Source organism: Serratia aquatilis (genome assembly GCF_044865145.1).
Lineage (GTDB): Bacteria > Pseudomonadota > Gammaproteobacteria > Enterobacterales > Enterobacteriaceae > Chania > Chania aquatilis.
This window is the reverse complement of sequence record NZ_CP173186.1, coordinates 2,266,214-2,290,938: the sequence shown is the minus strand read 5'-3', so window position 1 is coordinate 2,290,938 and position 24,725 is coordinate 2,266,214. Positions and strand designations below refer to the sequence as shown.

Annotated in this window: 27 protein-coding genes; 4 read left to right on the top strand and 23 right to left on the bottom strand. The window is 47.7% G+C overall.

The window, feature by feature from the left end:
* Positions 1-4 precede the first annotated feature (4 nt).
* The 8 genes from SAQUA_RS10220 to SAQUA_RS10185 form a co-directional block, all read right to left on the bottom strand.
* A complete protein-coding gene (locus SAQUA_RS10220; RefSeq protein WP_380673193.1) occupies positions 5-781 on the bottom strand; it encodes a hypothetical protein in 777 nt (258 codons plus the stop codon).
* An 80-nt stretch (positions 782-861) separates the two neighbouring features.
* Positions 862-1,974 carry a hypothetical protein gene (locus SAQUA_RS10215; RefSeq protein WP_380673191.1) on the bottom strand — a complete coding sequence of 371 codons (1,113 nt, stop codon included), beginning with the start codon at positions 1,972-1,974 and terminating at the stop codon, positions 862-864.
* Positions 1,949-3,376: a DUF4055 domain-containing protein gene (locus tag SAQUA_RS10210; RefSeq protein ID WP_380673189.1), complete on the bottom strand. Its 1,428-nt coding sequence runs from the start codon at positions 3,374-3,376 to the stop codon at positions 1,949-1,951. Before SAQUA_RS10210 ends, SAQUA_RS10215 begins: the two co-directional genes overlap by 26 nt.
* Positions 3,376-4,698 (bottom strand): terminase large subunit domain-containing protein, encoded by a 1,323-nt coding sequence (locus SAQUA_RS10205; RefSeq protein WP_380673187.1) that lies wholly within the window; start codon positions 4,696-4,698, stop codon positions 3,376-3,378. The genes SAQUA_RS10210 and SAQUA_RS10205 overlap by 1 nt, the downstream gene beginning before the upstream one ends.
* Positions 4,667-5,677: a terminase small subunit gene (locus SAQUA_RS10200; RefSeq protein ID WP_380673185.1), complete on the bottom strand. Its 1,011-nt coding sequence runs from the start codon at positions 5,675-5,677 to the stop codon at positions 4,667-4,669. Before SAQUA_RS10200 ends, SAQUA_RS10205 begins: the two co-directional genes overlap by 32 nt.
* Positions 5,677-5,940 carry a hypothetical protein gene (locus SAQUA_RS10195; RefSeq protein WP_380673183.1) on the bottom strand — a complete coding sequence of 88 codons (264 nt, stop codon included), beginning with the start codon at positions 5,938-5,940 and terminating at the stop codon, positions 5,677-5,679. The genes SAQUA_RS10200 and SAQUA_RS10195 overlap by 1 nt, the downstream gene beginning before the upstream one ends.
* 2 nt (positions 5,941-5,942) lie before the next feature.
* The gene (locus tag SAQUA_RS10190; RefSeq protein ID WP_380673181.1) at positions 5,943-6,557 is read right to left on the bottom strand and encodes a protein Mom; all 615 of its coding nucleotides are present in this window, start codon (positions 6,555-6,557) and stop codon (positions 5,943-5,945) included.
* Positions 6,554-7,063: a ParB/Srx family N-terminal domain-containing protein gene (locus SAQUA_RS10185; RefSeq protein ID WP_380673179.1), complete on the bottom strand. Its 510-nt coding sequence runs from the start codon at positions 7,061-7,063 to the stop codon at positions 6,554-6,556. Before SAQUA_RS10185 ends, SAQUA_RS10190 begins: the two co-directional genes overlap by 4 nt.
* Before the next feature lie 83 nt (positions 7,064-7,146).
* On the opposite strand from SAQUA_RS10185, the gene SAQUA_RS10180 reads away from it, so the two are divergent.
* Entirely contained in the window at positions 7,147-7,395 is a 249-nt protein-coding gene (locus tag SAQUA_RS10180; protein WP_404413182.1) for a hypothetical protein, read from the top strand.
* A gap of 195 nt (positions 7,396-7,590) precedes the next feature.
* A complete protein-coding gene (locus tag SAQUA_RS10175) occupies positions 7,591-8,115 on the top strand; it encodes a hypothetical protein (RefSeq protein ID WP_380673177.1) in 525 nt (174 codons plus the stop codon).
* A gap of 252 nt (positions 8,116-8,367) precedes the next feature.
* Here SAQUA_RS10175 and SAQUA_RS10170 read toward each other — a convergent pair whose 3' ends face one another.
* From SAQUA_RS10170 to SAQUA_RS10160, 3 genes are read right to left on the bottom strand one after another with little or no spacing between them, the layout of a single operon-like run.
* Entirely contained in the window at positions 8,368-8,733 is a 366-nt protein-coding gene (locus tag SAQUA_RS10170; protein ID WP_380673175.1) for a DUF2570 family protein, read from the bottom strand.
* Positions 8,730-9,353, bottom strand: coding sequence for a glycoside hydrolase family 19 protein (locus SAQUA_RS10165; RefSeq protein ID WP_380673173.1), 624 nt, complete (start codon positions 9,351-9,353; stop codon positions 8,730-8,732). The genes SAQUA_RS10170 and SAQUA_RS10165 overlap by 4 nt, the downstream gene beginning before the upstream one ends.
* Positions 9,350-9,670, bottom strand: a complete 321-nt coding sequence (locus SAQUA_RS10160) for a phage holin, lambda family (protein ID WP_380673171.1) — start codon at positions 9,668-9,670, stop codon at positions 9,350-9,352. The genes SAQUA_RS10165 and SAQUA_RS10160 overlap by 4 nt, the downstream gene beginning before the upstream one ends.
* Before the next feature lie 234 nt (positions 9,671-9,904).
* Here SAQUA_RS10160 and SAQUA_RS10155 point away from each other — a divergent pair, with 234 nt between their 5' ends.
* On the top strand, positions 9,905-10,264 hold the full coding sequence (locus SAQUA_RS10155; protein WP_380673168.1) for a helix-turn-helix domain-containing protein: 360 nt from the start codon (positions 9,905-9,907) through the stop codon (positions 10,262-10,264).
* A gap of 228 nt (positions 10,265-10,492) precedes the next feature.
* On the opposite strand, the gene SAQUA_RS10150 is transcribed toward SAQUA_RS10155, so the two are convergent.
* From SAQUA_RS10150 to SAQUA_RS10120, 7 genes are all read right to left on the bottom strand, one after another.
* A complete protein-coding gene (locus SAQUA_RS10150) occupies positions 10,493-10,891 on the bottom strand; it encodes a hypothetical protein (RefSeq protein WP_380673166.1) in 399 nt (132 codons plus the stop codon).
* A 323-nt stretch (positions 10,892-11,214) separates the two neighbouring features.
* Entirely contained in the window at positions 11,215-12,363 is a 1,149-nt protein-coding gene (locus SAQUA_RS10145; RefSeq protein WP_380673164.1) for a helix-turn-helix domain-containing protein, read from the bottom strand.
* Positions 12,360-12,965 carry a hypothetical protein gene (locus SAQUA_RS10140; protein WP_380673162.1) on the bottom strand — a complete coding sequence of 202 codons (606 nt, stop codon included), beginning with the start codon at positions 12,963-12,965 and terminating at the stop codon, positions 12,360-12,362. Before SAQUA_RS10140 ends, SAQUA_RS10145 begins: the two co-directional genes overlap by 4 nt.
* Before the next feature lie 154 nt (positions 12,966-13,119).
* Positions 13,120-13,710, bottom strand: coding sequence for a DUF1133 family protein (locus SAQUA_RS10135; RefSeq protein WP_380673160.1), 591 nt, complete (start codon positions 13,708-13,710; stop codon positions 13,120-13,122).
* On the bottom strand, positions 13,707-13,994 hold the full coding sequence (locus SAQUA_RS10130; RefSeq protein WP_380673158.1) for a DUF1364 domain-containing protein: 288 nt from the start codon (positions 13,992-13,994) through the stop codon (positions 13,707-13,709). The genes SAQUA_RS10135 and SAQUA_RS10130 overlap by 4 nt, the downstream gene beginning before the upstream one ends.
* Positions 13,987-14,523: an NUMOD4 motif-containing HNH endonuclease gene (locus SAQUA_RS10125; RefSeq protein WP_380673156.1), complete on the bottom strand. Its 537-nt coding sequence runs from the start codon at positions 14,521-14,523 to the stop codon at positions 13,987-13,989. The genes SAQUA_RS10130 and SAQUA_RS10125 overlap by 8 nt, the downstream gene beginning before the upstream one ends.
* Positions 14,520-15,119, bottom strand: coding sequence for a DUF1367 family protein (locus SAQUA_RS10120; RefSeq protein ID WP_380673154.1), 600 nt, complete (start codon positions 15,117-15,119; stop codon positions 14,520-14,522). The genes SAQUA_RS10125 and SAQUA_RS10120 overlap by 4 nt, the downstream gene beginning before the upstream one ends.
* 486 nt (positions 15,120-15,605) lie before the next feature.
* On the opposite strand from SAQUA_RS10120, the gene SAQUA_RS10115 reads away from it, so the two are divergent.
* Positions 15,606-15,941, top strand: a complete 336-nt coding sequence (locus SAQUA_RS10115) for a hypothetical protein (protein WP_380673152.1) — start codon at positions 15,606-15,608, stop codon at positions 15,939-15,941.
* A gap of 206 nt (positions 15,942-16,147) precedes the next feature.
* Here the strand turns inward: SAQUA_RS10115 and SAQUA_RS10110 are convergent, their stop codons facing one another.
* From SAQUA_RS10110 to SAQUA_RS10090, 5 genes are all read right to left on the bottom strand, one after another.
* The gene (locus SAQUA_RS10110) at positions 16,148-19,939 is read right to left on the bottom strand and encodes a hypothetical protein (RefSeq protein ID WP_380673150.1); all 3,792 of its coding nucleotides are present in this window, start codon (positions 19,937-19,939) and stop codon (positions 16,148-16,150) included.
* A 216-nt stretch (positions 19,940-20,155) separates the two neighbouring features.
* Complete coding sequence (locus tag SAQUA_RS10105; RefSeq protein WP_380673148.1) at positions 20,156-22,354, bottom strand: DNA cytosine methyltransferase; 2,199 nt, start codon at positions 22,352-22,354, stop codon at positions 20,156-20,158.
* Entirely contained in the window at positions 22,351-22,647 is a 297-nt protein-coding gene (locus tag SAQUA_RS10100) for a hypothetical protein (RefSeq protein ID WP_380673146.1), read from the bottom strand. The genes SAQUA_RS10105 and SAQUA_RS10100 overlap by 4 nt, the downstream gene beginning before the upstream one ends.
* A gap of 3 nt (positions 22,648-22,650) precedes the next feature.
* Positions 22,651-24,345, bottom strand: a complete 1,695-nt coding sequence (locus tag SAQUA_RS10095; RefSeq protein ID WP_380673144.1) for a DUF4942 domain-containing protein — start codon at positions 24,343-24,345, stop codon at positions 22,651-22,653.
* On the bottom strand, positions 24,342-24,725 hold the full coding sequence (locus tag SAQUA_RS10090; protein WP_380673142.1) for a hypothetical protein: 384 nt from the start codon (positions 24,723-24,725) through the stop codon (positions 24,342-24,344). The genes SAQUA_RS10095 and SAQUA_RS10090 overlap by 4 nt, the downstream gene beginning before the upstream one ends.

Sequence of the window (24,725 nt, the reverse complement as noted above, 5' to 3'; positions counted from 1 at the left end):
ATCCTTATTCTTTTGGAAGTCTGAGATATGCCTGTTGGCCATGCGCACGGATGTATTCCGCTTTCTGTTTGGCCGACATTTGCGAGCGTTTAGGTAAACCGCCACTTGGGGGTTTATGTCCACCAGCCCCGGAACCTTCAGCTCCAGGCCAGAGGTGTGGTGCGGTATCTTTGAGAGATTCGGCCCACTCAACGGGAGAAAGCGGCGTTTTTCCGTCTTTTCCCATAATCGGGTTGCCGTCTTTGTCGATTGCAACGGCTTCGCCGTCATCGTTAAGTGTAAAAACACCTTTGGCACGTAAAATGATGTCGTCCGTTGCTCCCACCAGAGCGCCTGTCTCAAGCGCTGCGGAGCGGATGGCATCACCTAACACGCGTTCAGTGAACTTCTTCGCCAACATTTCCGCTTTTTCAGCGCGTTCGACAGCGGCTTTGATTTGCTTGTCCGCATCGCTACGCATACGTTCAGTGCGCTTGTTCAGTACCTCATCAATTTTCCCATTCGCGATCAGCTTTGCTTCCTCATCATCGGAAAAACGTTTCAGAATGCCACGCACCGCATCAGGATCGATGCCATCGTATCGCTTCAAGTTTTCGGACTGCTCTTTGAGCTTTCCGAGCAACTCACTGTTTTTGGTTTTTAGCCCCGATACGGACTCACTGATTCGAGCATCGATAATGGCCTGAATTTCCGGGGTGATAGTGACCTCGCCACCACCGCCGCCCTCACCTCCTTCGCCAACCGGTGAGTAATATTTACGTGCCACATTGCGAAATAGCATACTTTTCCCCTTGGGATTGATTGCTGGGCCTGACCCAGAAAAAAACCCGCTCAATGGCGGGTTCGTTGAAAATGTTCGTTTTAAAGCCTGGCATGGCTAAATGCCTGCTCATCGATTTCTCTTAGCTGTTCGAGCGACAGGTATTCCCCTTTATCAGTAAAAAACTCTGAGGGGTGCATGCCTCCGTCACGAATCAAGCGTGCACGTATTTCCCCTACAACCTGCACTTGCCGGCGATAGGGCTGTCGCAAGAGCCAATCCCGGTAATTCGTATTCGCGGGTACTTGCCCATCCATACTGGCACGTGTGCCTTCTGGCATTTCATCAGCATCAATGCCCAAATCGCGCCACGATTTCACCACCAGCGTTTCGGTAGAACGACAGCAAAAATGAATGCGACCGGGCCCCGCACCGTATGGCACCTTGTGCTCAATCGGTTTGTTATCCAGCGAATACTTCAGACGGTCGCGAACGATACAGGCGGGTGTTGTGTGATTATCCAACGTACTTAACCACTGCTTGCACTCAACAATATCTGCGTTGGCCAGGGCGAACTCAGTCCGGGCAACGGCGGCCATATGACCTATCGCCGTCTTTATCACACTGGTTGTGTTTGCCCGGCCAAATTGCAAAACACCATCCTGATAATTTCGGGCTTTAGTGCCTCGTACTCGCCGGTAGATTTGATCTGCTGTTTCCCCCTGTAGATACCCTTGGCTAACTGCATTACTGATCCGCTGCATACGGTCAGTTTCAAGCTTCCCCGCCCATTCACTCAGCAGCCGCCCCTGAAAGGGTCGAGCCATGGCAGCGGCATAAACTTGCTGTGGCGTTACCGCCATGAGCGGCCAACGTTGTTTGACGAGTTCAGGTAGCAAAGTGTCAAAAAGACTCAACTGATACCCAACTTCGTGGCCCGTAAAGTCGCCGAGTTCCTCACCCAAGGACTGATAGAGGCGTTGAAAAATCTGTTGGTTGATACTGCGCACACCGCCAAGCAGCGATTCCAGACGACGGAAACTGAAACTGGTGGGATCCAGGTCTTCCAGAGCGACCATCAACCGGGCTGATAATTCGGCGTCAGCCTGGTTTAACACTGTCACCATTCTTTTAGCTGTACCAGTCGAGTACCTGCTCACAAAAATCGCGTGTGCTACTGCCTCGTCGCTAAGCCGCTCGTTCATCGTTTTCATTCGAATCACCTAAGAAGTTTGGCCCTTGCGTGTTCAAAATGTCCAAGATAGCGGCTGGATCGGCAGCAGGATCAATGATGTCCATTTTTTGCAACGAGCGGATCATGTCGAGTGTCGGTACTGCGCCACTCTGCCACGCAGCGACAATCGCATTGATAACGTTCGCATCAGCACCTTTCGGCAGGAATTCTTTGGTGATTGCATAATTGATAGCATCAAGCTCTTTGATGCCCAGGTAACGAGCACACCACATGACAGCAACGGTATAGGCTTCAGAAACGTTGCTGCAGCAGATACCGAGGATAGATGTTCCCGACGCCTGTTCACCGCTGGCTTGTGTCGCCGTTTTGACGGCACCATTTTGCTCAATGAGACGTGCACCGAGTGCAATCATGTAGGCTTTTTTATCGTCCATCGCCTCTTTGGCGATCATATTGGGTTGCCCTTGAGCCATCCCCATCGCGCCCTTGGGCGGTAACAGCATCGGGTTGCGCGAGCCAAATTTGACGCCCTTTTCCTCCAACCAATCGCGCCACTCTTCGCTTAATCCACTTATCCAGGGCTGGATCTGCCCGCAGAAGTGAACACTGTCTTCATAATCTGCACTGTTGCGATAATGCCCCAGATTAATTGAGATCAACGCTTCGAGCGGTGCCCGGTCTATATCAGGGTTGTTATCTTGGGCACCAATGAAAATAAACGGTATTTCGTCCCAATGTTCCGCGCCAAATGGTTTCGGGTAATAAGGTTCCCCTGCTACATATTTCTGCGCTTTACCTTCGCCCGTTGGTCGCCATACCCTTACCATGAACCTGTGATCCTCCATCCTGAGTTCACGATATTGGATCACATCTTTGAAGCCATAACCGTCTTCTTCCTCAACACACTCACGCAAGACCACTAAAATTAATTTATTGCGTCCATTGATACGCTTCGTTCTCCAGTTGATTATATTTTCAGCCAGATACCGTAATATGATCGCCTGATTGCCCTCCTTGGCGTAATCAACATAAAGCCCGTCGCGCCCAACCTCGAGAACAGATTCGAGGCTTTGCTGTGATTGCTGATAAATACTGGTCCCGGCACCATCAGCATTGGTTTTTAGATACTCCATCTTGTTATTTTCAGGCAGTTCAAGAGTCGGATCCCTGCGGAAAGCCATCCCTTGCAAGCCTTGCTTGGTATTCGCTGCAATTGCATAGAAAACCGCACGTGCGAGATAGCTTTCGTTGCGCTGATTATTTGCCTCTGAAGTGTCTGATGGGTTCAACCTGGGCAGATGTAAATGGCCTGCAGCTTTTACAGCATCAGGCCCACTGCACACATCACGGTTTTTTCCCCACGTGGACAAAGCCGCGTCGAACTCCGGCCGAGTAAAGGTAATGTCGTTATTTTTACTCATCAGAATGTAGGTTCCATTTTGATACTGAAAGCATCTTTAATTTTCAGAGCGAAGAGATAATAAATCGGATAACCACCAGCATCATTACCGTGGTCAAAACCACCTTTTTTATCCGGTTCCCCGTTGTCTGCATAAATTTGTCGTTCCAGGCATTGGGTAAATTTCGGGCATTTCTTCGTGTTAACCTTCATTCGCCGTTCGCCGTATGTGTTGCAGAGCATGGCATTCATTGAATTAACACGGTCTTTCACCGCAGGGTTCGAGTCCTTGGATTTAACCGTAAATCCAGCCGCTTTTAACAGTGATATATCTGATTCGCTGGCATTGCTCGATCCTCGATTTTTCCCTGAGGCATCGGGATAAATGAAAATTTTATGCCCGAGGAAATGTTTCTTTATTTCCTCAATCATTGCTCTTGTATCGAATTTATTCATTAGCTCATCCACAGCATGCGGTAATCCTTCCCGCAACACGTAGACAACTGCAGCCATTTTCCCGACGTTGAAGTCCATCCCGATATGTAACTCATCACCCGGTTGTATGGTGTCATCAGTGTGGTTTTCTCGTCGGTCAAAACAGTAATAAACAACGCCCTGGTAATTTTCAAACGAGGCCAGATATTCCTGGCGAAACGTTCGGGGATCCATTGTGCGCCGCGCTGTCTCGATCTCTTCTGGCGGCACATTGCCACCGTCAACAGACGTATACAGCCAACTGCGGTGATCAGGTTCTCTACCCTCTTGCCCAGCAAGATAGGTGTCGTAGCAGTGGTTAAATCCCTTCGGTGTGCCAATGCGTAATACGTGACCACCCACGTATTGCACACCGTCAACCGTGTATTTGCAGGTCGATAGCATCGGGCGAATGACTTCTTCCCATGCTTCATATGGACAGTCGGCCCATTCATCTATTAGAACGAAAAACAGGCCCGAGCCGCGCAAGTCATCATAGTTATTCAGGCCGACACAACGAATTATGTGACCACTGTTCAGGTTGATCGATAATTCCGTTTCATTGGGCTTACTGTCCCGCCAGTGTCGAGGAATGGCCTGTTTCAACCGCCGCCAAAACACACGCTTGGCTTGCTTCAGCGTTGGCGCGCAATACCAGATCTCATCCTCAATGCTGACGTTCCAACGGTCTGCCAATCGAGCAGCACGACGTATCTCAGCCTTACCCAAATAGGTTTTACCGAAACGACGGCCACATACAGCATCACGAAAACGGGCTTTGGGTTGCCAGCCCCAGACATAAATATTTGCCTGCTTTGGTGTTAACTGTACGGGACCATCAAAGGATTGGATCGTCCGGCGTAGGTTCATCAGGAGTTAATGCCTGTAGTTGATAGTCTTCCTCCAATCCTTTGTTGTTGTCTGCTGGATCTTTTGCTGCCTGGGCAGTCAACAACTGGATCAGCATTTGCCGTGCGGCTTTTTTATCTTCGGTCAGGATTTCAATGCCGAACTTGTTCTCTTTCACCCCCAAGAAATAGTGGGATTCAGGACCATGCAGATCACGCGTATCGGCAAAGAATGCTTCCCCTACCCCTTCACCATGGCAGCGGGGGCAATCCGGGTTGGGATCCGCATTATCAACAAATCCCAAGCCACCATATTCAGGTTCCGCTTTCCCATCCTTCATGTTTTTTTCTGCAGCGATGTCGAATTCCCGAATATCTCGCCACTGATAAAGATGGTTCTCACCCCAGCAATGACGGCAATTAAGCCGACGATATTGAGAAAGCACATTTGGATCTGCGCGGGTTATTGCCACCAGTTGATCGACAATCTCATCCATGTCGGCGGTGTAGCGCTGTCGAAGACGTTTTTGCATTTCCCGGATAGCTTTTGAAACCTGTATATTTCTGTATATCTGCGATGCACCAAAATAAGCGTTTTTACCCTCACACTGGTATCCGGCGCGGCGATAGGCTTCGACCCTGCTATTCGTTCTTATATACCAGTAAACAAAAAGCGCCTGCTGGTCAGAAAGCCCGAACTGAGCGGGTTCGAAGCCTAAACCTGTCTCCACCAGTGTCAGTTTTTCCGCCTCGCCGACTGATTTGCTCGCTTGGCTAACTGGTCTGGTTTCCACCTTCCGGGTTTCCACTTTTTTGTTTCCACCTTTGGAGGATTTGGAAACTTTTTCGGTGGCAACTTTTGCCGGCTTTTTCCAACCTTTGGCCTTTGCCTTCTGATTGATGGCGGTATGACTGATGCCGTATTTTTCCGCTAACTTCCGGGCTGACAATCCATCAGTTTCATACTCACGCCTGATAGCCTCCCAGTCCGGTTTTTTCATCAGTCGTTACCCTGTTGTTTCTCCCGCCTCAGCAATTCGCTGTAAGCCTGTATGTCCCCGGTTCTGGCACGCTTGTATAACGCACCTCTTAATTCAGCCTCACCTTTTGCCCGCCCCTTTCTGATCGCCTCTCTAAATCGGGAGATTTGGTTTCGGTCCTTTTTCAATTGGTCTAACGAGATATTCATCACATCGGCAATTTGCTGTTCAGTTAAGCGGCGTGCGGCAAGCGCTTCGACTTTTTCATAGGTTTCCTTTTCCATAGTCATACCCTCTTTGGATAGGGTTTATGACGAGGAGTCAGGATCCTTTTCATCTGCTTATCAAGCGGCATCAGGTATTTGTGTTTTCCTGATGTTTTGAATTCCTGTGCAGACGGATCCAGATGTTGCCTTACCGATTCAATGCTTTGTTTCACCCCTTTGGCTGCAACACTTCGAGGGTGAACCTTTTTCCCATTGATGATGAATGCCCCCAGCGTTCCTGCACCCACCAGCCCTTCATAAATCCAATTCGTCGCCTGGTAGATACCGCCGTGGTGGTTCTGATCTTTGTCCGCGTAGGAAACGATCAAACGCAGGCCTGGGCAAACCGTTGTAAGGAATTTAATCGCTTTTGCTAAAATCTGACTTACCGGGGATATGTGGGCTCTTAATGCTACCCGTGTCAGCTCACAGACTTGATCTTGCTGCAGGTTATAAGGCTGGCCGATGTGATTATTGGCTCCGCGACTAAATATCACCACGCCAATAAACTGGCCATCTTCCCAGGCTCCGACCTTTACCAACTTTCCAACCGGTACCGCTTTTGCGTAGTGCCAATTCAGACAGGCATAGGCCGCTGCTTTGTGTGTTGCCCAATCGACGGTGAGAGTGGTCATAGAACACCCCCGCAGTGTGGACATAACTTTGCTTCCAGTTGGTCAAGCTTGCCTTGGTCGCCTTCGTCACCCGGTGCGAAATCGATATTCAGCATTTGGTCGATTTCTTCGACACTGAATCCCGTTAACGATAAGTCGAATTTTTCTGACAGCAGATCATCCAGTTCCATTGTAAGCAGGTCTAAATCCCATCCGGCATGAAGCGGTAATTTGTTGTCCGCCAAGCGGTAGGCTTTTTTCTCTGCCTCCGTCAGACCGGACAAGGTGATGGTGGGAACCGGATCAAAACCGATTTTTTCCGCCGCCAGAATACGGCCATGCCCGGCGATCACCTCTCCGGCTTCATCGAGCAAGATCGGGTTAGTCCACCCAAACTTTTTAATGCTCGATACGATTTTTTCTATCTGCTCCTCTGAGTGTGTCCTAGCATTTTTCGCGTAAATCACCAACGATTTGAGTGATCTATAAACGATTGAAAGGTTTTTTTGATATTTTCCTGTGGTCATTTCTGAGGATCCAATAATATGGCACTGCTCTCGAGAGCAAGTGGGCCTTGGTTCGTACTCATCATGACGATCTGTGGGTATGAATGGCTGCCGATAGTTACCGCTACCGGCTGTCGCCCACCTTCCAAATAGAATTTTCTGCTGGCCTCTTCAATACTGACCCCGAGAAATTTTTAACCACCACATTCAAAAACAGATCGTTTGTGCTGAATTCCTGCATGGCCAACTCAAAAAGGCAGAAGAAAATAAAAAAGCTACTGACAACCAGTGCCCTAGGTGGGCGATGGGGATTACCGGTGGCTTTGCCTGCGCATTACGCAGCAGCCTCGTAAAGCTGCTCTGTGATACTTGATTGAGTGCTCGAAAAAGAAGATATTGATGATAGTATCTTTCAAGGATAGTTGTGTGAACAAGTACGGAATTATTTCTGTTACGACTTTCATTATAGATTTTATCTTGTCCTAGAACAGACGACATTAAAAAATCTAATATAATTTTAATGCCCCACATAAAATTAAAGGATAGAAATGAAAATAGTTGACACGGAAAAATGGGCGCCTGTAGTTGGAAGATTCGTTCTGGGCTTTGGAAGCCTAGAGCATCAAACTTATATTTTGCTAAAGAGACTTGTTGAACCAGTCACTCTAAAATACACATCAAACCTACCATTCAAGACAAGGGTTAAGTTTTTACGTGAAATAATTCTAAGCGACCAAACTAACAACAAATACTCACAACGGTATATAAAATGCATAGACTCTATCATTGAACTTATTGACATGAGAAACCTTATTGCTCACAACCCCTTATTCCTTGTTTATTATGAAGACCCTGAAGACAGTATTTATGATGAAGCTATTGGTAGTTATAAAAAAATAAACGAATTGATACTCTATGAAGATCTAGTTAAAGCTGTTGAAAAAATAGAAAATATTGAAAATGAATTCATTAAAATCTCAGCGGAAATCACCTTAGATAAAATGAATTATGTCATTAATTACGACGAAAACAAAGCATTATTAGACCCCGAAAACCTTAAATCAACTAATTGATGGCACTTGATAATTTAAATTATGCACTCGAATAATGCATTGACATTTAGCATGGAAAATAAAAAACTCCTGAAAAAATGTCAATATCATTATTTATGAAAGTTTTTTTCCAATCCATTTTTCCAGATATTCAGCGTATTAACCTGCCCTGCACAAATCATAAGTGCGGCCTTTAGCTGCAAGGTGTAGCTAACGGCATCCCCCCATGTCGTTCCCTGCAGCACGGGACGCTTACAGGGAGTAAATACTGTTTCAGGGGGTAGCAGGATTAACGGTTTCGGTACTCGCGGCAGGGGGGAGTGGCTGCAGGAGCTCAACAACAGCGCCAGGCATATCGCGCTTGGCGCAATCATCATTTTTAATCGCTTCACGGAATTTCCTTTCGTTGGCAGTGGCCCGCTGGCGCAGTTGCTGTTCTTGTTGCAGTTGGGCAGCCATCAGCGAGCGGTTCTGCGCATCCTGAATTTGCATGGTGCCAATCAACGCAGATTGTTGCTCCAGTGATTTACTCTGTTCTCTTATTAACTGCTGCGACGTTTCCAGCCGACCAGTCAGCACAGAGCTATACCAGCCGAGGCAGATGGCAACCAACAAAGCACCAATCAGACCGTATTTCATACCAGCACCTTTTTAGCCTGATCAAAGCGCGCCTTGCGGTCATCAAGCCCGTTGGTGCCACCGTTGATCAGCAGTGTCACACGCTCAATATCGGCAGCATATTTGCCGCAGTTTCGTGATTGCCAGAACCAGCCAGCGGAGCGCATGGCGTGAATATCTTGCTCCAGTAGTTCAGGCTGTCCGACTAAATCCAGTTTCAGACCAGTGCTACATGCCCGATAGTTATCCAATCCGGTAAGTTGCATCGGGCCACGACCACGATATTTCCAGCCGTCGCCGGGAGCCTTATTACCCATGCGACTGCCGTATACCAAGTTAGCTATCGCCATCTGGCGATTGAGTGGTACCGATGTTTCGCCTCGTTGCCGTCCTAACATGGAAATCTGATCGGGCGATAGTCGATGGGCGAACACTTTTTTTAATGACTGCTGACTGTAATTAAATGACTCAACAGACACTGTAAACCCGGCTGACTCATGCCCTACCTGGGCAATAAACATTGCCTGCGCTGTCGAGGTGGAAATATCAAACTCACAGAACGTGGCTTCTAGATGCGGATACCAGCGCGTAGCTAACTCAGCGCTGATATTAGCCGCCCTTTGAAATTGGTCTTTTGTCATTTTGCTGCCCCTGTTTTCCTATCAGCAATGTCTTTAATGCGCTTGCCAAAATATTTAGTTCCAAGGAACCCAATCACGACGCTGGAGAGATAGGCCCAATCAGCATTCAGTCCTATCAGCGTCAATCCATCCTTAACGAACCATCCAAAAATTGAGCACATAAAGGCATCGAGCAGAGATTTCAAATTACCCTCGCCCTCATACCTACCGCGCAACCACGCCATTACACCGGCCAACGTTGCGGCGATGCCCTGTTCTTTTACAGATAGCAGCCACGCGAAAATGATTGCCCAGACGTCTGGGTTCTTTGCAGGCATTTGCATATATCCTTAACCCGTTGGGCGCTAGAAATGAAAAAGCCACGCAATAGCGCAGCTACAATTGATAATCGTACTTTGAACGCAATTTGCATTGACGCAATACGATGCGAACCTTATTATCTAATTATCCGAAGCGGATTTGCTCTTTAGCAAATGAGGAAATGATGGATAACATCCGTCAAACGGAGAACATCGACAACTTACTAGGCGGGAAACCCCGGATATTAAAAAATGGCCACACAAATTATTCGTAATGATAAAGGCGAACCGCAGTACGCTGTGGTGCCTTACGATGAATACGAGAGGCTCATTAAGGCAAAAGATGAGTGGGAGGATGTGCCCTACACACCGTCAAAATATGATGATGTGACAGTGCCCAATGCCGTCATCAATATTATGGTAAATCAGGATGTTTCTATCTTGGCTGCCTGGCGAATTTATCGCGACCTGTCTCAGTATGATGTCGCAGAAAAACTAGGCACAACACAGTCAACCGTTTCTCAGTGGGAGGCATCTGAGCGCCCCCAAAAACGCACACGCGAAAAACTGGCAACACTATATAACTGTACTGCTGAACAGCTTATCCCTTAATTATTCAATCAGCCCCGGTATCACGCCGGGGTTTTCTGTTAGTACCCCAAATGCCCTCCTTTCATGCCTACCATACAACTACGCAGAAATATTCCCCTGGCGACCAGGCTTCTAAAAATACCCTTAGCGCTTAGTATTGGGATCAAAAAGGCCCACCGAAGTGAGCCCATAATAAAAAGCCCCAGGCTATGCCGAGGCGAGTTATTTTGACTTGATACGACTTGTTTTCTAGCGAAACTTTCTGGTTTTCATCAACATTTCTAACAGAAATTTCCCTGATTGCGAATCCATTTTATAAACACGGAACGCGCTTCTTCGGAAGATTCCTCGATACATTTTTGCCATACGAGGAAAAAGTATAAAAGGAATTACACCAGCCCCAAACGCCGCTAGCCCATATATCCAGTTCGCTAGGGTAAGAATGAGCAGCACAAAGCAATAGTGAATTAAAATAGCGAAGCCACCGCATTTACCTGCCCATTTAGGTATAAGTCCCCGCGAATAGGTTTTGTCATAACCGAACTCTTCCGCGATACTCTGAGCTGTAACACCCATACCCAAAAACCAGAAAGCAGGTATGTAAGTGATGACTAATGAAGATACTACGATGATATCAAACTCACTCATTACCAGTTCCATTCCGCTAGAAAAACCCAGTTTAAATAATACGTTAATAACTTCCAGTGTGGAACTGGCTCTCTTCACGATTTGATTACTTAGTGATCTTCGATTCCATTACCTGTCACAAACTGCATCTGTAGCTGCTTAACCTTTTCCTTGCCTGCCATGCCATCCATCACGCAGAGTTTCAGGGTTGCTTCAGCCAGGGCATCCGCTTGTTCTTCGATGTCTTATCTTTATCAATATTCCATCCTTGACGTTTATTTTTTTCTTTTAGGCACCCGACTGTGAAAAGACCACCAAATGGTGGTCTTACATGATTGCTGATGTTATCTTTTAAGAATCGTTATTGGCACAACGTTCATCTCGCTTGGCTCTAACTCCTCTCTTGTTAGGTGAGTTATAGTCAAAAAATCATTTTCAGGGATCCCAATCATTTCAATGAGATCATACTTTTTAATAACGTTATGCTCATCAAGTAGCTTAGCAAGCTTATTAATCAGCTTTGGTTCTTCTCTGGGAATCACATCGTCTAAGGGTTCACGCTTTCGGTATGGTGCAAGTTGCCTAAAAACATACTCTTTCTGATTGTCGCTCATCAACCTAAGACTAGACGCCCTATGAGTTATGGCAGCAATCGACGCGATCCAGCGCTCTTTCATTTTTATTAAAGATGGTAAGCTCGGTGAAAAGTATTCATTGCTGAAACTATTTGCAGGCATTAAGAAGCATGCAGCAAAGTAATCTGCTTGCCTTTCGACCTTGTTAAATAGCTCTTTGTCTTCAAGATAATCATCGTCAACCGCCTTGTGCATAACCAAATGCCCTAACTCATGGGCAATACTAAATCGCATGCGAACCGCAGTCTTAGATTTATCAATAACTACAATCGGAGTGCTTTCCGACCAGAATGAAAAAGCATCAACTTTTTCGCCAGAGTGGATGTTTGCTACAACAATCCCGTTATTCTCAAGTAGCTGAGTTAAACTACGAATTGGGCCGTCACCTAACCCCCAAAATCTTCTAACCTGTGTAGCTAATTCCTCAATGTCAGCCTTTGTAAGAAACTCGAAATCAGGTATTTCAAAATCTGGCAGATTGGTTTCGGGCAAGGTTGCATACCTCGTCATCTCATTCAAAATGAGAGATACCCATCTCCCCTTGGTTCGTCCCATGAGGCGTTCTTTTTTAGATGTTGTGCTTCGACTTCTAAAGTGAACAGCACCATCAATAGTTGGCGACGAATTCATTGATAAGAAGAAACGTTCAGGGAAGCCCAAGACACGAGAAATTTGAGATAAAGTATCAAAAGAAGGACTCTTAAGGCCCTTTTCAAACGCTGAAATTGCCTGTCGAGAAACGTCAAGTAACCTGGCAAGATCAGCCATAGTCAATCCTTTTGCCTCTCTTGCTTCAGTTAGGCGTTCGGGATTTATTGATTTTTCACGGTTAAGCGTTGAAATTGGGCTCATGTTCATTTTTGTTTTCTTAGTAGCTCTTCGACCTTAAGGACGATTTTAGTATCAAGCTCATCCTCTACTTTTTCCTCCTCGACATCGAACGGAGATACAATATCTAGGGATTCAGTAAAGAGAACAGACTTCATATCAGTTGATGGTACAGTCAGATTAATAGCATCTACATTGGCACCTATACCGTCATGCATCAGGTAAACATGGCCTCCCATGATCAGAACCTCTGATCCCTGATCATAATCGTCGAATAAATCACCCATCCTACCTTTCACATACATCGCGCGGTAAACCGCATGCCGAGGTAAAGGTCCATTACTCGAATGATGCGCTGTTAAAGACCAGTTTTTTGATGTGACTGTCAAGTGATTACAGTTTTTAGCGTAGTTAGATGCTGCTTTATAACTCAACCCTGACTGCCTCGCTGCTTTTTCAAGCAACGCCTCACACCAAAACCATCTTAAGTATGGTTGAGCCTCACGGGCAAAGCTCCCAAATTCTTTACTTCCATTAACAGACTGCACATAAGCCTTAACTATTGAGCTTGAGAAGGCTTTTCTCGCTGCGTCAGAGAAGGCGTCTTGTAGGGCTAGTTGATATTTTTTCATTGCTCATCTCAGTTGACTAATTAACGTCAACCATATTTACGTAAACACTGAATTTTGTCAACCAAGGCATTCTAGGCCTGCACTCTAAAACACAAAACCCGCACAATGGCGGGTTTCTTTCGACTTTGTCGCTGCGGGCAAAACTTCGCGAAGCTTATACGAATTTATCCGATTTTCGCGCAAAGTCAACGGTAAATCGGCCAATGTTTGAATTGAACGCGTCACTCATCGGCAGGTAAAGCATAAATTCTGCCGTCTTAAGCCAAACATCGATGCGGGTTTCACACGTTCGCAAGCACCAATCAGGACGCTTGTCATGCAGGTCAGCGGCCATAGCCTTTTTACTTTTACCTTTGCCAAGGTATCGCTCATGAATAATGGATTTTAGCCCTGGGTGTGCCAGTAACACCGAACCTATCACCCCGTCGATTATTGCTGCTTCTTTATCGCTGCAGAACGCCAAGCCACTTTTTTGCCGACCTTCGAGAATATCGAGCAAATACGCGTGCAACTCCCCTTTTTCACAGCCTGCATTTTTGAGCTGGCGCAGTGCCTGGGTGATCGCCGTCTTTGTCACCTTGCGACTGGATAACAGCCGGTTGAACATGCTACCCGCCTTGCCGAACTTCTCTATCCCTGACCAACGCCCCCACATTTTGAGCTTACCTTGGATCCACACGCGCTCAAGCGCACGCAGCTGCAATTCTTTACCGTCACCACGGCCTTTGTAATCAGGGTAAATCATAACTTTCCTTCACTTCTCAAAATTGCTTGCGTGCGGAATACACCCTCGGCGTGGTAAAGACGCAGGGTTTCACGGTCATATTCGGTTTTTAATCGGCCATCGATGGCATCATGGCAACAGCTACATGCCCATGCAGCTTGCGAATCATCAGGTTTAATTCCAGTACCACATGTACCGGCCATGCGGTAATGTGCAGAAACAGTGGTTTCAGGATTGAAGTTGCATACACCAGGTAAACGGATCTGGCAGTCACGGCCTTTGGCTTCTTTGCGTAAATTAGCCATGGGGAACCTCCACATGCTTCCATGACCGGCCTTCAATTACAGCAGCGATACAACCATAGGAAACATTGAATTTTTCCATCCAATACTTATGGGGCTTATTTGATGCTCTGATTGCAATAACCTGCGCAGCGTTTAACTTGTGCCACGTGTTATTTTCTCCGCCCTGCCATGTGCCATGCTTTTTCTTGTCGGCAAGGTTGTTTTTTCTGGTATCCCAGCGCAGATTTTTAAGCCGGGGATCGCACCTATCACCATTTTCATGACAACACTCCATCCCTTCTGGAGCGTCACCCTTAAAACTGGATAAAACCAGTCTATGCAGCAATACTTGTCTGGCTTTATTATCTTTGCTGAGACTTACGACTAAATAACCACTGCTCTTATGGAAGGTTTGCTTAATAATTTTTCCACCATAAGTACGACCGGAGCCCTTCCTACCTTTTCTGGCGATTGACCGAACGCGACCCATATTTGAAACTTCATAACTTCCTTCCCAGCCGCGCGCCTGGGTCCAGATTTCATCTGTCATAGGGAATACTCCAACAACTGCAGAGCCACATTCTCGGCTTCCTGCCGGGAGCGGAAACTATGGGATAGAATGAAATGCCACAGGACGTTGAACACAGCCTTATAAAGCCCCTGGAACGTGTCCTCATCCATTTTCGAGAACGAGATTGATTTTGGTACCCGCTGGCGTAATCCATTGGGCAGGATCACTTCGTCGTAATAGCCAGCCTCGACCGTGGCCCAAGCGCGATAGGGTTCAAATGATTTGAGTACAGCAATTTCTTTAGCCCGTAACTTGCCTACCTTGAATAGATAGTCATCTGCTACAGCGCTAATGACTGCCCCATGCTGACCGGACATCTCAATGAGGTAATCGACAAAGCCGTCAATAAGCTGGCGTTCTGGTAGCGTCAGTGTGCCGCCTGTCGGCGTCCAGTAGTCGAAACCGAATTGCAGGAGCTTAAAGAATCGTTTGTGAAACCGGTAATTGCGGACTCGCCTGAATTCGGCTTGTATCCACTCGCCGAGTTTCACACGTTGCAAGAATTCGCTGGCCTCGATTGTTGCCGGGGTCAGTATTGTTGGTGCGGATTTTACTAATTGTAGTAACTGCGCCATTGGTTGCTCTCCAGTAGCGCAGCAGGTGCTCAGTTGTTCAGGCTGAGGTGGATATTATACATCACTTTCTTTTGACGATGTAACCAGCATCCCGAAGCATAGATACCATCGTATCCATGTTGACTACCACTTGGTCGGGGCGCAATGTCATTACCGCTTTAACCTTACCTTCCTCAGTATAAGTAACTGCCCTACCGCTAAACGGTAATTTGACCGGGAATTCGTATAAATGACGACCTTCCATATTCATTGCGCACCTCTGTTGTTTAATTTAACAACAACGGTAGAACACACATTATAACAATAAATTACAATAATTATTCCATCGTACATAATGATCATCCGAGTTCATTTCCATCAATGAATTACTTTTAAATTCACGGACCAAAATATACGTTTTCGTCTTAGCCCATTAAGTGATTAATATCACATTAATTTACCACGTCCTATTATCAGCCATTAGTGTAAAAAGACCTGCACTTTTAGGTGCAACTGGCCAATAATAGGACACTTAAATTAAACGTTATGACATCTGTAAAAAAATCCAGCATAGAAATATTGATAGCAAATGAAATTAAACTGAAACTATTAAAGCATAAACGCAGCAAAAAATGGCTTGCTAATTCTTTAGGCATGGATTATGGAAAGGTAAAGCGCGTACTCAGCGAGACAAGCAACCAACAATTGTCATTGAGTGTAGCAGACAATATGCTTTTTTTACTCGGTAGTAATTTACGTGAAGTAATGTCAAGCCAAGTTATCAAGCTATTACGGAAAGATATAGAGAGTGATATAGATAAGTACGACACTATTCGTGATTAATATATTTCTTGATTTAATTAGCCCCGCTAAACGGGGCTATCATTACTTAATCTGAAAGTCCGCTAAGAGCGAAGAACTGAAGTTAAACTTACGTTCCATCGTCACTTCGGTGTTATCTAGAGTGGCCAGTCCCACATCAATAGACATTTCCTGTCTTCACAACGAGACCAACTCAAATGCTCCCTGACTGATGTCTATATTTTTATTTACGCTTGGGCCAAGTCAGTTACCAGATCCTGTGCTAGTAAGGTAAGGTGCAGAGCCAGCAACGCTTTTCCGCCAGGAGTGAGTTGTCCATGCAACACAGCTACCTCCCCTTCAGCTATATCCATTCGTCCAGCCATACACTCTTCATTTAATTGTCGGATCAACATCTGAACCGGTGTGTTTTCTGCTATCTGTTCAAATTCCTCCAAGGCGGAAACCAGCGCACTTTCATCTTCCACACGCACAGACTGCTCCAGATGAGGGCGACTCACTGTTCCAAGATTGAAATGACGTAATCCGTCAAGCTCGCTGATAAGCGCCAATGCAGGTTGCGCAGCCTGAGTCAGCGTATCGTGAAGTCGATGCAAATTTAACTCATCAAGCCAGTCATCAACGGCATACGGTGATGCAAAAAAATTAAATACCGTTCTGACGGTAAGACGAGATACCACCACTCCTGCAATCCTAGGAATAATCCATATACGGCGATTCTCGCCAATTGCAGTCTTAACATGTGTGCCATGTTCGCTAAGCCAGTTGTACCAGTCCTCAAGATACTCAAGATCAACGATCGTCAGAATCTCTGCTGTTGGCCATGGTAAAAGTTCTTCCCAGTCCGGGCGGGCATGGAGTTCAGCCTCAATCCCTCGATTTTTCAGTCTGCTCTCTATTTCCAGCAGCTTACCAGACGCTAACTTATTGAACTGACGAAGTACCACTCTGACAGCGTTGCTCAATGCCCCTCCACGCACAGCCGCTTTAGCTTCCGCGAGCCATAGCCGTGTCGGATTTTTTCCCTGAGAGCCCGCTTCTGCTGACAGAAGACGCAGTGATGTGATCAGCTCTTTTAATCGCGTGAAGGATTTTTCCGGATACCCTCCAACGAGCTCCCAAGGGTAATCCTTTCCTTTCTCTATGTCTTTCAACAGATCTTTCAGCCAAGCAATATATGCGCCATATCCTTCAGGCAAAGATATAAATCGCCTGATCATATCTGCGGAGCAAGCAAATAATATGTTTTGAACAGGAGTGGCATGCAGTTCTGTATTTTTACCAATAAACTCCCCTCCTTTTGGTGGGGTAAGCTCGCGGGAAGCCTCATGCACGGCTCCAAGTTGTTCCAGAACCTTAGATGAAGGAGCCTTGCACCGTAAGGTTCCATCCAGAATCTTTTCAACTAGCGGGACGAGTTTATCTAACAGTTTGATCGCTCTCTGTAAGTAATCCGTATAACTTTCTGTTCCTACTAGCCCGGCGGTGGTCGCTATCCACCGTTTATTCCATTCTGGTAATGCTGATGGCGGCAGGTTTTCTCTTGGAATTCGCTTAGACGCAAGGGGATAATCCGGAGTACCTGAAAGAAAACTACCCGGAGCAACAGCATCTACGGCAACTATAGCGGCAGTTGGATCCAATCCAAGCAAAAGTGTGCAAAGCTTTACAACATCTGCATGAACGTCTGTCTGGACCGAATGTGCGACATGGAAGATAGAGCAACGAAGTTGCCGACCTTCTAGCGTAGTTTCAACACTAACTGGTCCAGCCCAAGGGATCTCAAGTGGAATACGAGAAATTAAATGATTTGGGGAATTACTATTTGTCCATGTCATAGGAATATTTGGATCGATAAGTCGGGCAACACCAAAAAGATCGGCAATAGCCATAAGGTCCAGCTCATCAAAACAAGGTCTTAAATCAGCCATAACCTGTCGAATATTTTCCGGAATATCTATACCCAACATTGCTCCCAAGAGTCCCCGAAGATTTGGTACCGTAGACGCAGAAATTATCCGCTTAACTGCAGTTGCTGAAAGTTGGCTGAATAAAGCCAATCGGGGATCAGCAGTGGAGTGAGTTTGTAGTAGCCTAATTGAATTTTTTATACGTTCAGGAAAAATATCAGAGGAAAGATCTGTATCTGCTACGGCAAACATGACAACGCCAGTAACTTGAGTTGGTTCCAGCCCCAGAGCTCGCGCTTCTGGAATCCAGCCTCGCAGCGTCATCTCGATATGTGCTTGTCCTAGCCCTGAAAGAGCAGCAACTAACGTAGCTGGTTCGCACTCACGTTCGATTCGGGTCGCAATCGCCTTAATCAAAGCGTCTTTAGCTTCTGGATAATGAATGATGACATAAGCCGCTAGGGTATCCAGATTCGTATGGTGAACGATAAGCGCTGTTTCTGTGATGGTGTGCAAAAGTGTTGGAGGGGGATATTTATGGCAGAGGCTTAGAATAGTCGCAGAACGTAGCTGATGTAGCCCTCCCAAGTGCCCATTCCGGGGTTCGGATATTAGATGTTCATCAATGAGTCGCCGTAGTGCTCTGGAAAGATTACTCTGAGAGATGCCTAAAACTTCAGATAACCGGCCAATATCAACCATAGCCCCCACAGCCCCAGCCAGTGCAGTGATGCGAAGAATAGCCAGTTCGGCATCCCTTGCTTCCCGAAGGCGACAATCTATCTGTTCTCCAAGAACAAGTTCAAGCCGTTCACCACGAGTAAGGATATGCGTATACTCAAGCAAAAGCTTATTGCTTTGCGCCCAAGGCTCTCTCCAGCCAGCCCATGTGGTTTGCCCCTGATGAGAAAGCTGCTGCCAAATCCGTTCGGCAACAGCTTCCTCAACGGTTGGGCGGATCTCTCCGGCAAGAGACCGGGTAGTCAGCATAAAAACGTCTTCTTCTCTGATTGAACCGAGTAGAAGAATGCCGCTTCCTGCCCTTGCCTCACGCAGCAGGCTATCCCAAAGGCCCGCTTTTCCTTTACCGACATCATCAAAAATAAAACCAACGGGCGCTGTAGATGATGCTCTCAATGAGCGAGCGAGACGGATAAGTAAGTGCGCGTCAAAGCTGTCACCACGCGTAATTTCAAACCAACGTACAGTATGTCGGTTGACGCGGGCTGTTTCCCACATGAGTGCTGATTTCCCGGTGCCCGACTGTCCAACGATCAGAGCGGCTCTTTGGGCTGTCAGCATAGCTAAAACCGCACTACGCGCTTCAGGTCTTTCCACAACAAGGCCAGCGGCAAGATGGGCTGGTCGGGTATCAACCCCTTGATAAAATGCGGGCTCGTTTAAAGCAGTCAGAAAATCAATGGCATCGCAGTAACCCTCACGAAGGGCAATTTCCATACCTGCAACATCAAGGACAGGCTCCATTCGACGAATAATCATTTCAACATCAGAGACAGCCAGCCCTGTGTATCGTCCGTCCTTAACCATCCCATTCGCGTCAGCCAACCCACCAATGTGGTTTAACAATTCGCCATAGTAAACTTGCGATGACATTGGCGCGCAAGAGAGTGTATAGCTGATAGTTTCAATTGCTTTTTCCGCAGGTCCAGCAGTAATCCAGATGCGAGTGTGGTGCGAAAGTAATTTCCAGCGCGGGTCTTCCCACAGAGCTTCAACTAAACCGGCATGCTCGGTAAGGACATAATCTGTTTTTGGCCCCTGTATCACAGGGCATTCAAGGATCAGAATCAGATCTTTGTCAGGATCTGGAGATGCTTCATACCGGCTCCAGAGCGCTCTTACAAAACCAACAACTTCACCAATAGGAAACAACCCCATGTGGTCACGACGAGACTTAACTTGCACAAGTGCAGAACAAGTGGTGCCCTGTAATTCGTAATCATCTCGCCCCTCAGGAATAACAAGACCATAGGGAAGCTCCCGACCCCAACATCGGAGTGCCAACCATACACCAACCGCATCCTGATACCGAAACCCACGTCCCGCATGTGACCCAGCACCTGATTGATTTCTTTTCTTATATTCCATGGTGTTTCGTCTTCTTGATTCAGACATTCCTATCAGGAGGTATGCCGCTAGGGGCTTTTCAATAAGAAATTCATTTTACTCGTAAAATTTCACTTCAGCTTGATTTACCTCCCAAAAATTAACACTGTGTGATATCTGTAATTCCGCTTTGGCACTTAGCTGACTGCCAGATCTGATTGGCCCCAACATATCAATGGGGCCTCGTAAGCGAACTGTTTAGGCTGCTTGCTCCTCTCTTACAACGCACATTTCCGGCAAATTAGCGCGAACTAGCGCCTCTGCGAACGGTGGTGGCACCGCATTACCACACCGTGCCACCTGTGCCGCTTTTGAGTATTTTTTCCCGCGATAATCTTGGTCGATGATGTACCAATCAGGGAAACCTTGTGCGCGGTACAATTCACGTGGCTCAAGCATGCGCATGCAGATGTCCACGATGATGTATTCACCGACTCGGATATAACTGGGGCGTTTTGCGGGGAACAGATGAATAACATCCGGTTCGTCGCTGAATTTCTCCAGCAACCGAGCACACCACCATGCCCCATAACGTTGTTCCTCTGAAAGCGGTTCCTGACCACACTGGGTCTCTGTTAGCGCCATCCTGTCTTTTGTGGTAACCGCGTGCACCGGTTCTGCCACGTCAACAGCCGTTGCTGTGCCGTAGTATTTGGTGAGGAATGCTTGGACGTGGCCGTTATGCTGCCCACCGGCCATAATCGTCGGTACGGGTTCGGTAATCAGTCTGCCGTCTTTGCAAGTTCCACGCAGATGGACAAGATGTGAAGTGCAGAGCCCGTGGTGGTCAACCTTGGTAACTGTGTGCAAGGGTTCATCCAAGCCCAGGCCTGCGCCGGTATAGTTGCCGCCGTAGTGTTTTACCAGATTTGCAGCTACGACAGCGTGCTTAATACCTCCGGCTACAACGGTGCCTAGTGGCTTATCAAGATCGAGCACTCTCGGGTTTTGCCCTTTCCTCTCGCCATACCCCATCTGGATCAGAGTGGCTGACGCCAACGCCGTATGTGACGTAGTAGGCAAAGTTATCATCGGCGAATCAGCTGCACGTGGTTTACCGGAGTATTTCGGACCACCAGCACCAACTAACACCGCGCTCACAGCATTAACTCGCGAAACGCTGGTGATCGTCTGGTACGGCTTTGTCACTGACTTGGCACGCATCTGCCCTTCATTGCCACCGGTACCGACAAGAACAGCCGCAGCTATTTGGGTCTTGCCACCACCGCCAGGCATCACAGTGCCAACGGGTGCATCTACCGACTGGCTGGTGCTGTTTCCGAACTGCCTCACCACCACCGGGGCTGCAATCCCGAATCCATGGGTTTGGGTGATCGTTTGAAGTGGCAGCCTGCCAGATTGCCCCCGGAAACAGTCATACTTGGTTTTGTTCGAGGTGTGGTTGCTTTTCACGACATACGGTTCGATCAAAAGGTGTTCTGCTTTGCTGGTGATCGTTGTCAACGGCTGCTCTACTGCGTACTGCCGCCCATCACCACCAAAACCCGTTTGCCCAATCTGTACGATGTAGGGATCCGGGTTGTTGATAACGAACCGCTGCAAACCTTTGACGATGCGCCGTAGCGTGTTATCGGCCAGATCTTTTTTCCGGCCAAAAATACTCTTGGTTGGGATTGACCAGTCGATGATCTCGGCCGCCGTTCGCCATGGTTTCAGCCTGCCGCTTTTAACTTCCTGAGATTTCGGATCCCCATGTGTCGGTTCGGGCCAGACAATAGGGGAACCATCGCACCGCGCCAACATGAAGAAACGTTTTCGGATAGTGGGCGCACCATAGTCGCAGGCACGCAGTTCTCGATATTCGACAACATAGCCCAGACCTGCGATCAATTTGCGGTGGTCCTCACTGCCCTTCTCGATGCCCAATACCTCGCAGCACTCCACCAGCGCAGGGTGATCTGCAGCAATACCGGTAGTCAGCATGGCAACAAAACCAGCAAAGGTTTCCCCGATGCGTTTCGGGCAGGGGTAATCATTGCCATGCGCATCAGTAATGAGCGGCCCCCACGTTTTAAATTCCTCCACGTTCTCCATCGCCGTCATCCGTGGTCTAACCTTCAGAATCCAGCCAATTTTTACCCAGGCAAGCCCACGAATTTCTTTTTTAACCGGTGCGCCGCCTTTCGCCTTGGAAAAATGCCTGCAATCAGGGCTAAACCACGCCAGCCCAACGGGTTTGCCAGCCGTGGCGACAACCGGATCGATATCGAACACAGATTCACAGTAATGCAGCGTGTCCGGGTGATTGGTTTCGTGCATGGCGATCGCATGTGGGTCGTGATTGATAGCAATATCAACGCTGCGGCCGGTGGCCATTTCGATCCCTGTTGAGGCACCGCCGCCGCCAGCAAAGTTATCAACAATAATTTCTCTCATGCGTATTGCCCCAAGGTGGCAGCCAACACAGTGGCAACGGAAATGATCGAGGGCATCTGCATCTTTTCGAGCCACATACGATTGATGTGATGACGCAGGCGTTTTTGGTGGCTTTCCGGTAAATTTTCCGCACCGTCTATCTGCGAGATCACCAGCTCAACCTCTTGAGGCCATACCGCATTTTCAACCGGGATCAGCAGCATGGTTTCCAGTTCAATGATCCGCTTGATGGCGTTTTTCAAAATCATGTCTTCCATAGTAGCGCCACAAGCGCCATTACAAAATTCTGCCATAGGTTATCCCTCCCGCGTCGCAGTCAAAATCACTACCGATATGCTGGTGCCGGCAAACTCATTGCTGATGGGTTCTGACCAGTCCACTTGCCAGCCGGGCAAAATATCCTTGTCCTTGTTTCCTGATGGCATGATTGCTACCAACCGCCCTCCGGGTTTGAGGCATTCGGCTGCGGCTTGAACATGCGCGACGGCACGACCTTCGGAAAATGGCGGATTCATCACTATGCGGTCAAACTTGGCGTTTTGGCTCTCAGCCCATTTGATAAAATCGGCCTGCACCACCGAAAAACCCTTGGCCTCAAGCACTCTGCAGTGAACGGGGGAAATTTCGACGCATGTAGTTCGGTCTTGCGGCATAAACTCGGCAAGGCCACCCATTCCAGCGCTAGGCTCCAGACAAACGTCATTCAGGCCAATATCCGCAAGCTCAATACAGCGCTCGGCCAGCGATGCCGGTGTGGGATAGAACTGGTGGGATTTTTGGTCAGGGATACAGCCAGAGGCGATGATTTCATCCAAGACGCTGGCAGGTTCGTAATCGAACTCCCAGAGCGATATATTTTTGCGCGGCCCGGCCATGACCTTCACGCCGCCGATGGTTTCAAGCACTTTCTCAGCCTGCTCTCGGACTGCTTTGTCATAGTCGCCATAATCGAATGCGCGGTTAAACGGGTTGGTCGTCAATGGCTCAAGTGGTTCCTCCCAGCGTTCTCGTCTCCACGGCGTATAGCGCTCCGTTTTCATCCTTGCCAATTCCCCGAGCACTGCAAACGGCAAGGGTTTACCCATCATCACGAAATCTTTGAGCTTACGCTTCGGCTTCTGCCGGAACTGCGGCGGGATGGCCATTGGATAGAGCTGTGCCAGAATACAATTTAGACGCCACGCCATTTCCGGGTGAACTTCCAGATGTGCGGTCCCTTTCAAGTAACCACGAACACGTAAGGCACCGCCATCTAACGCTAGCCATTCACCAGGGCGACGGCGTGCGGCCAGTAAAGCGCTGTCTGTTGCGTTCCAACGTGGCTCGTCACGCCCCATAAACTTGGCGATGACAATCCGCAAGTCCTGAATGTACCCCGCCATGCGGTATTCCGTGCTACCCCAGTCGTTGTAGACTCTCGCGAGGATCATCCGTTTGCCGAAGCCCTCCGGGCGGTTTGTCACATGTTCGCCAGATAGCGCCCGAAAAATCCCGTCAACACGTTCTGAAAAGAACTGCTGGCGTGCATTGAGCAGTGCCGTAATCGTTGGCCGCACGGCCTCTTCCTCGAAGTCAGGCAAAGGTTCGACTTCCCACTCCTTCTTTTGCCCCCCTTGACGTGCGTCGTACTGGCTGATGCCTTTGGCTTTCACGCCCTGAGGATTTTGAATCTGCTCGCGCCATTCTTCTCGGCGGTTATTGGGCATATATTCGTAAACATCAGTGAGATTAAGGGCCTTCTGCCAAAAATCAGCATTCAGGCTGGCTATTGCCCCATTGAGTTCGAAGATTTCATCGACACTACGAATATAACGATCATGGTTGCCGCGGTTCCCATTAAGAAAATGGTATACAGATACACCATGCGTTTTAATCAACTCGGCCATCATTTCAATGTCGCTACGCAGCTGCTTGTACTGACCAAGTAGGCCGTCAATCAGGTCTGTCGATGCAGGGGCAAAGAAGTCTTCCTGTAAAACAAGCTCGCTCATGACCGTGCCCCCTTTTTAGCTTTTGCCAATGCTTCATCGAACATTTTGTGTAACTGACAAAATCGCTTTTCAATGGGATGGGAATGCTTCACAGCTTTCTCGGTTCTTGTTTCATTAGAACCTTGCCGATAATTTGCATCGCCCAACTCAATAAAACGGTCTGCGACACAGTTCAACCGATAACGGGCCTGATTACCCTGCCCGGTTTTCTCAATATCGACATTCGGTGACTTAACCATTGCTCGTAGCCGAGTACAGACCTGTGACCGGGTCATATCGCTTTTCGGGTAGGTTCTTTTAATCAATTTGGCTATTTGCTCTGTCGTGAGATTTTTTCCTTGAATAAGTTTTACGAACTGTTTGGTTGTTATTCTGCTCAT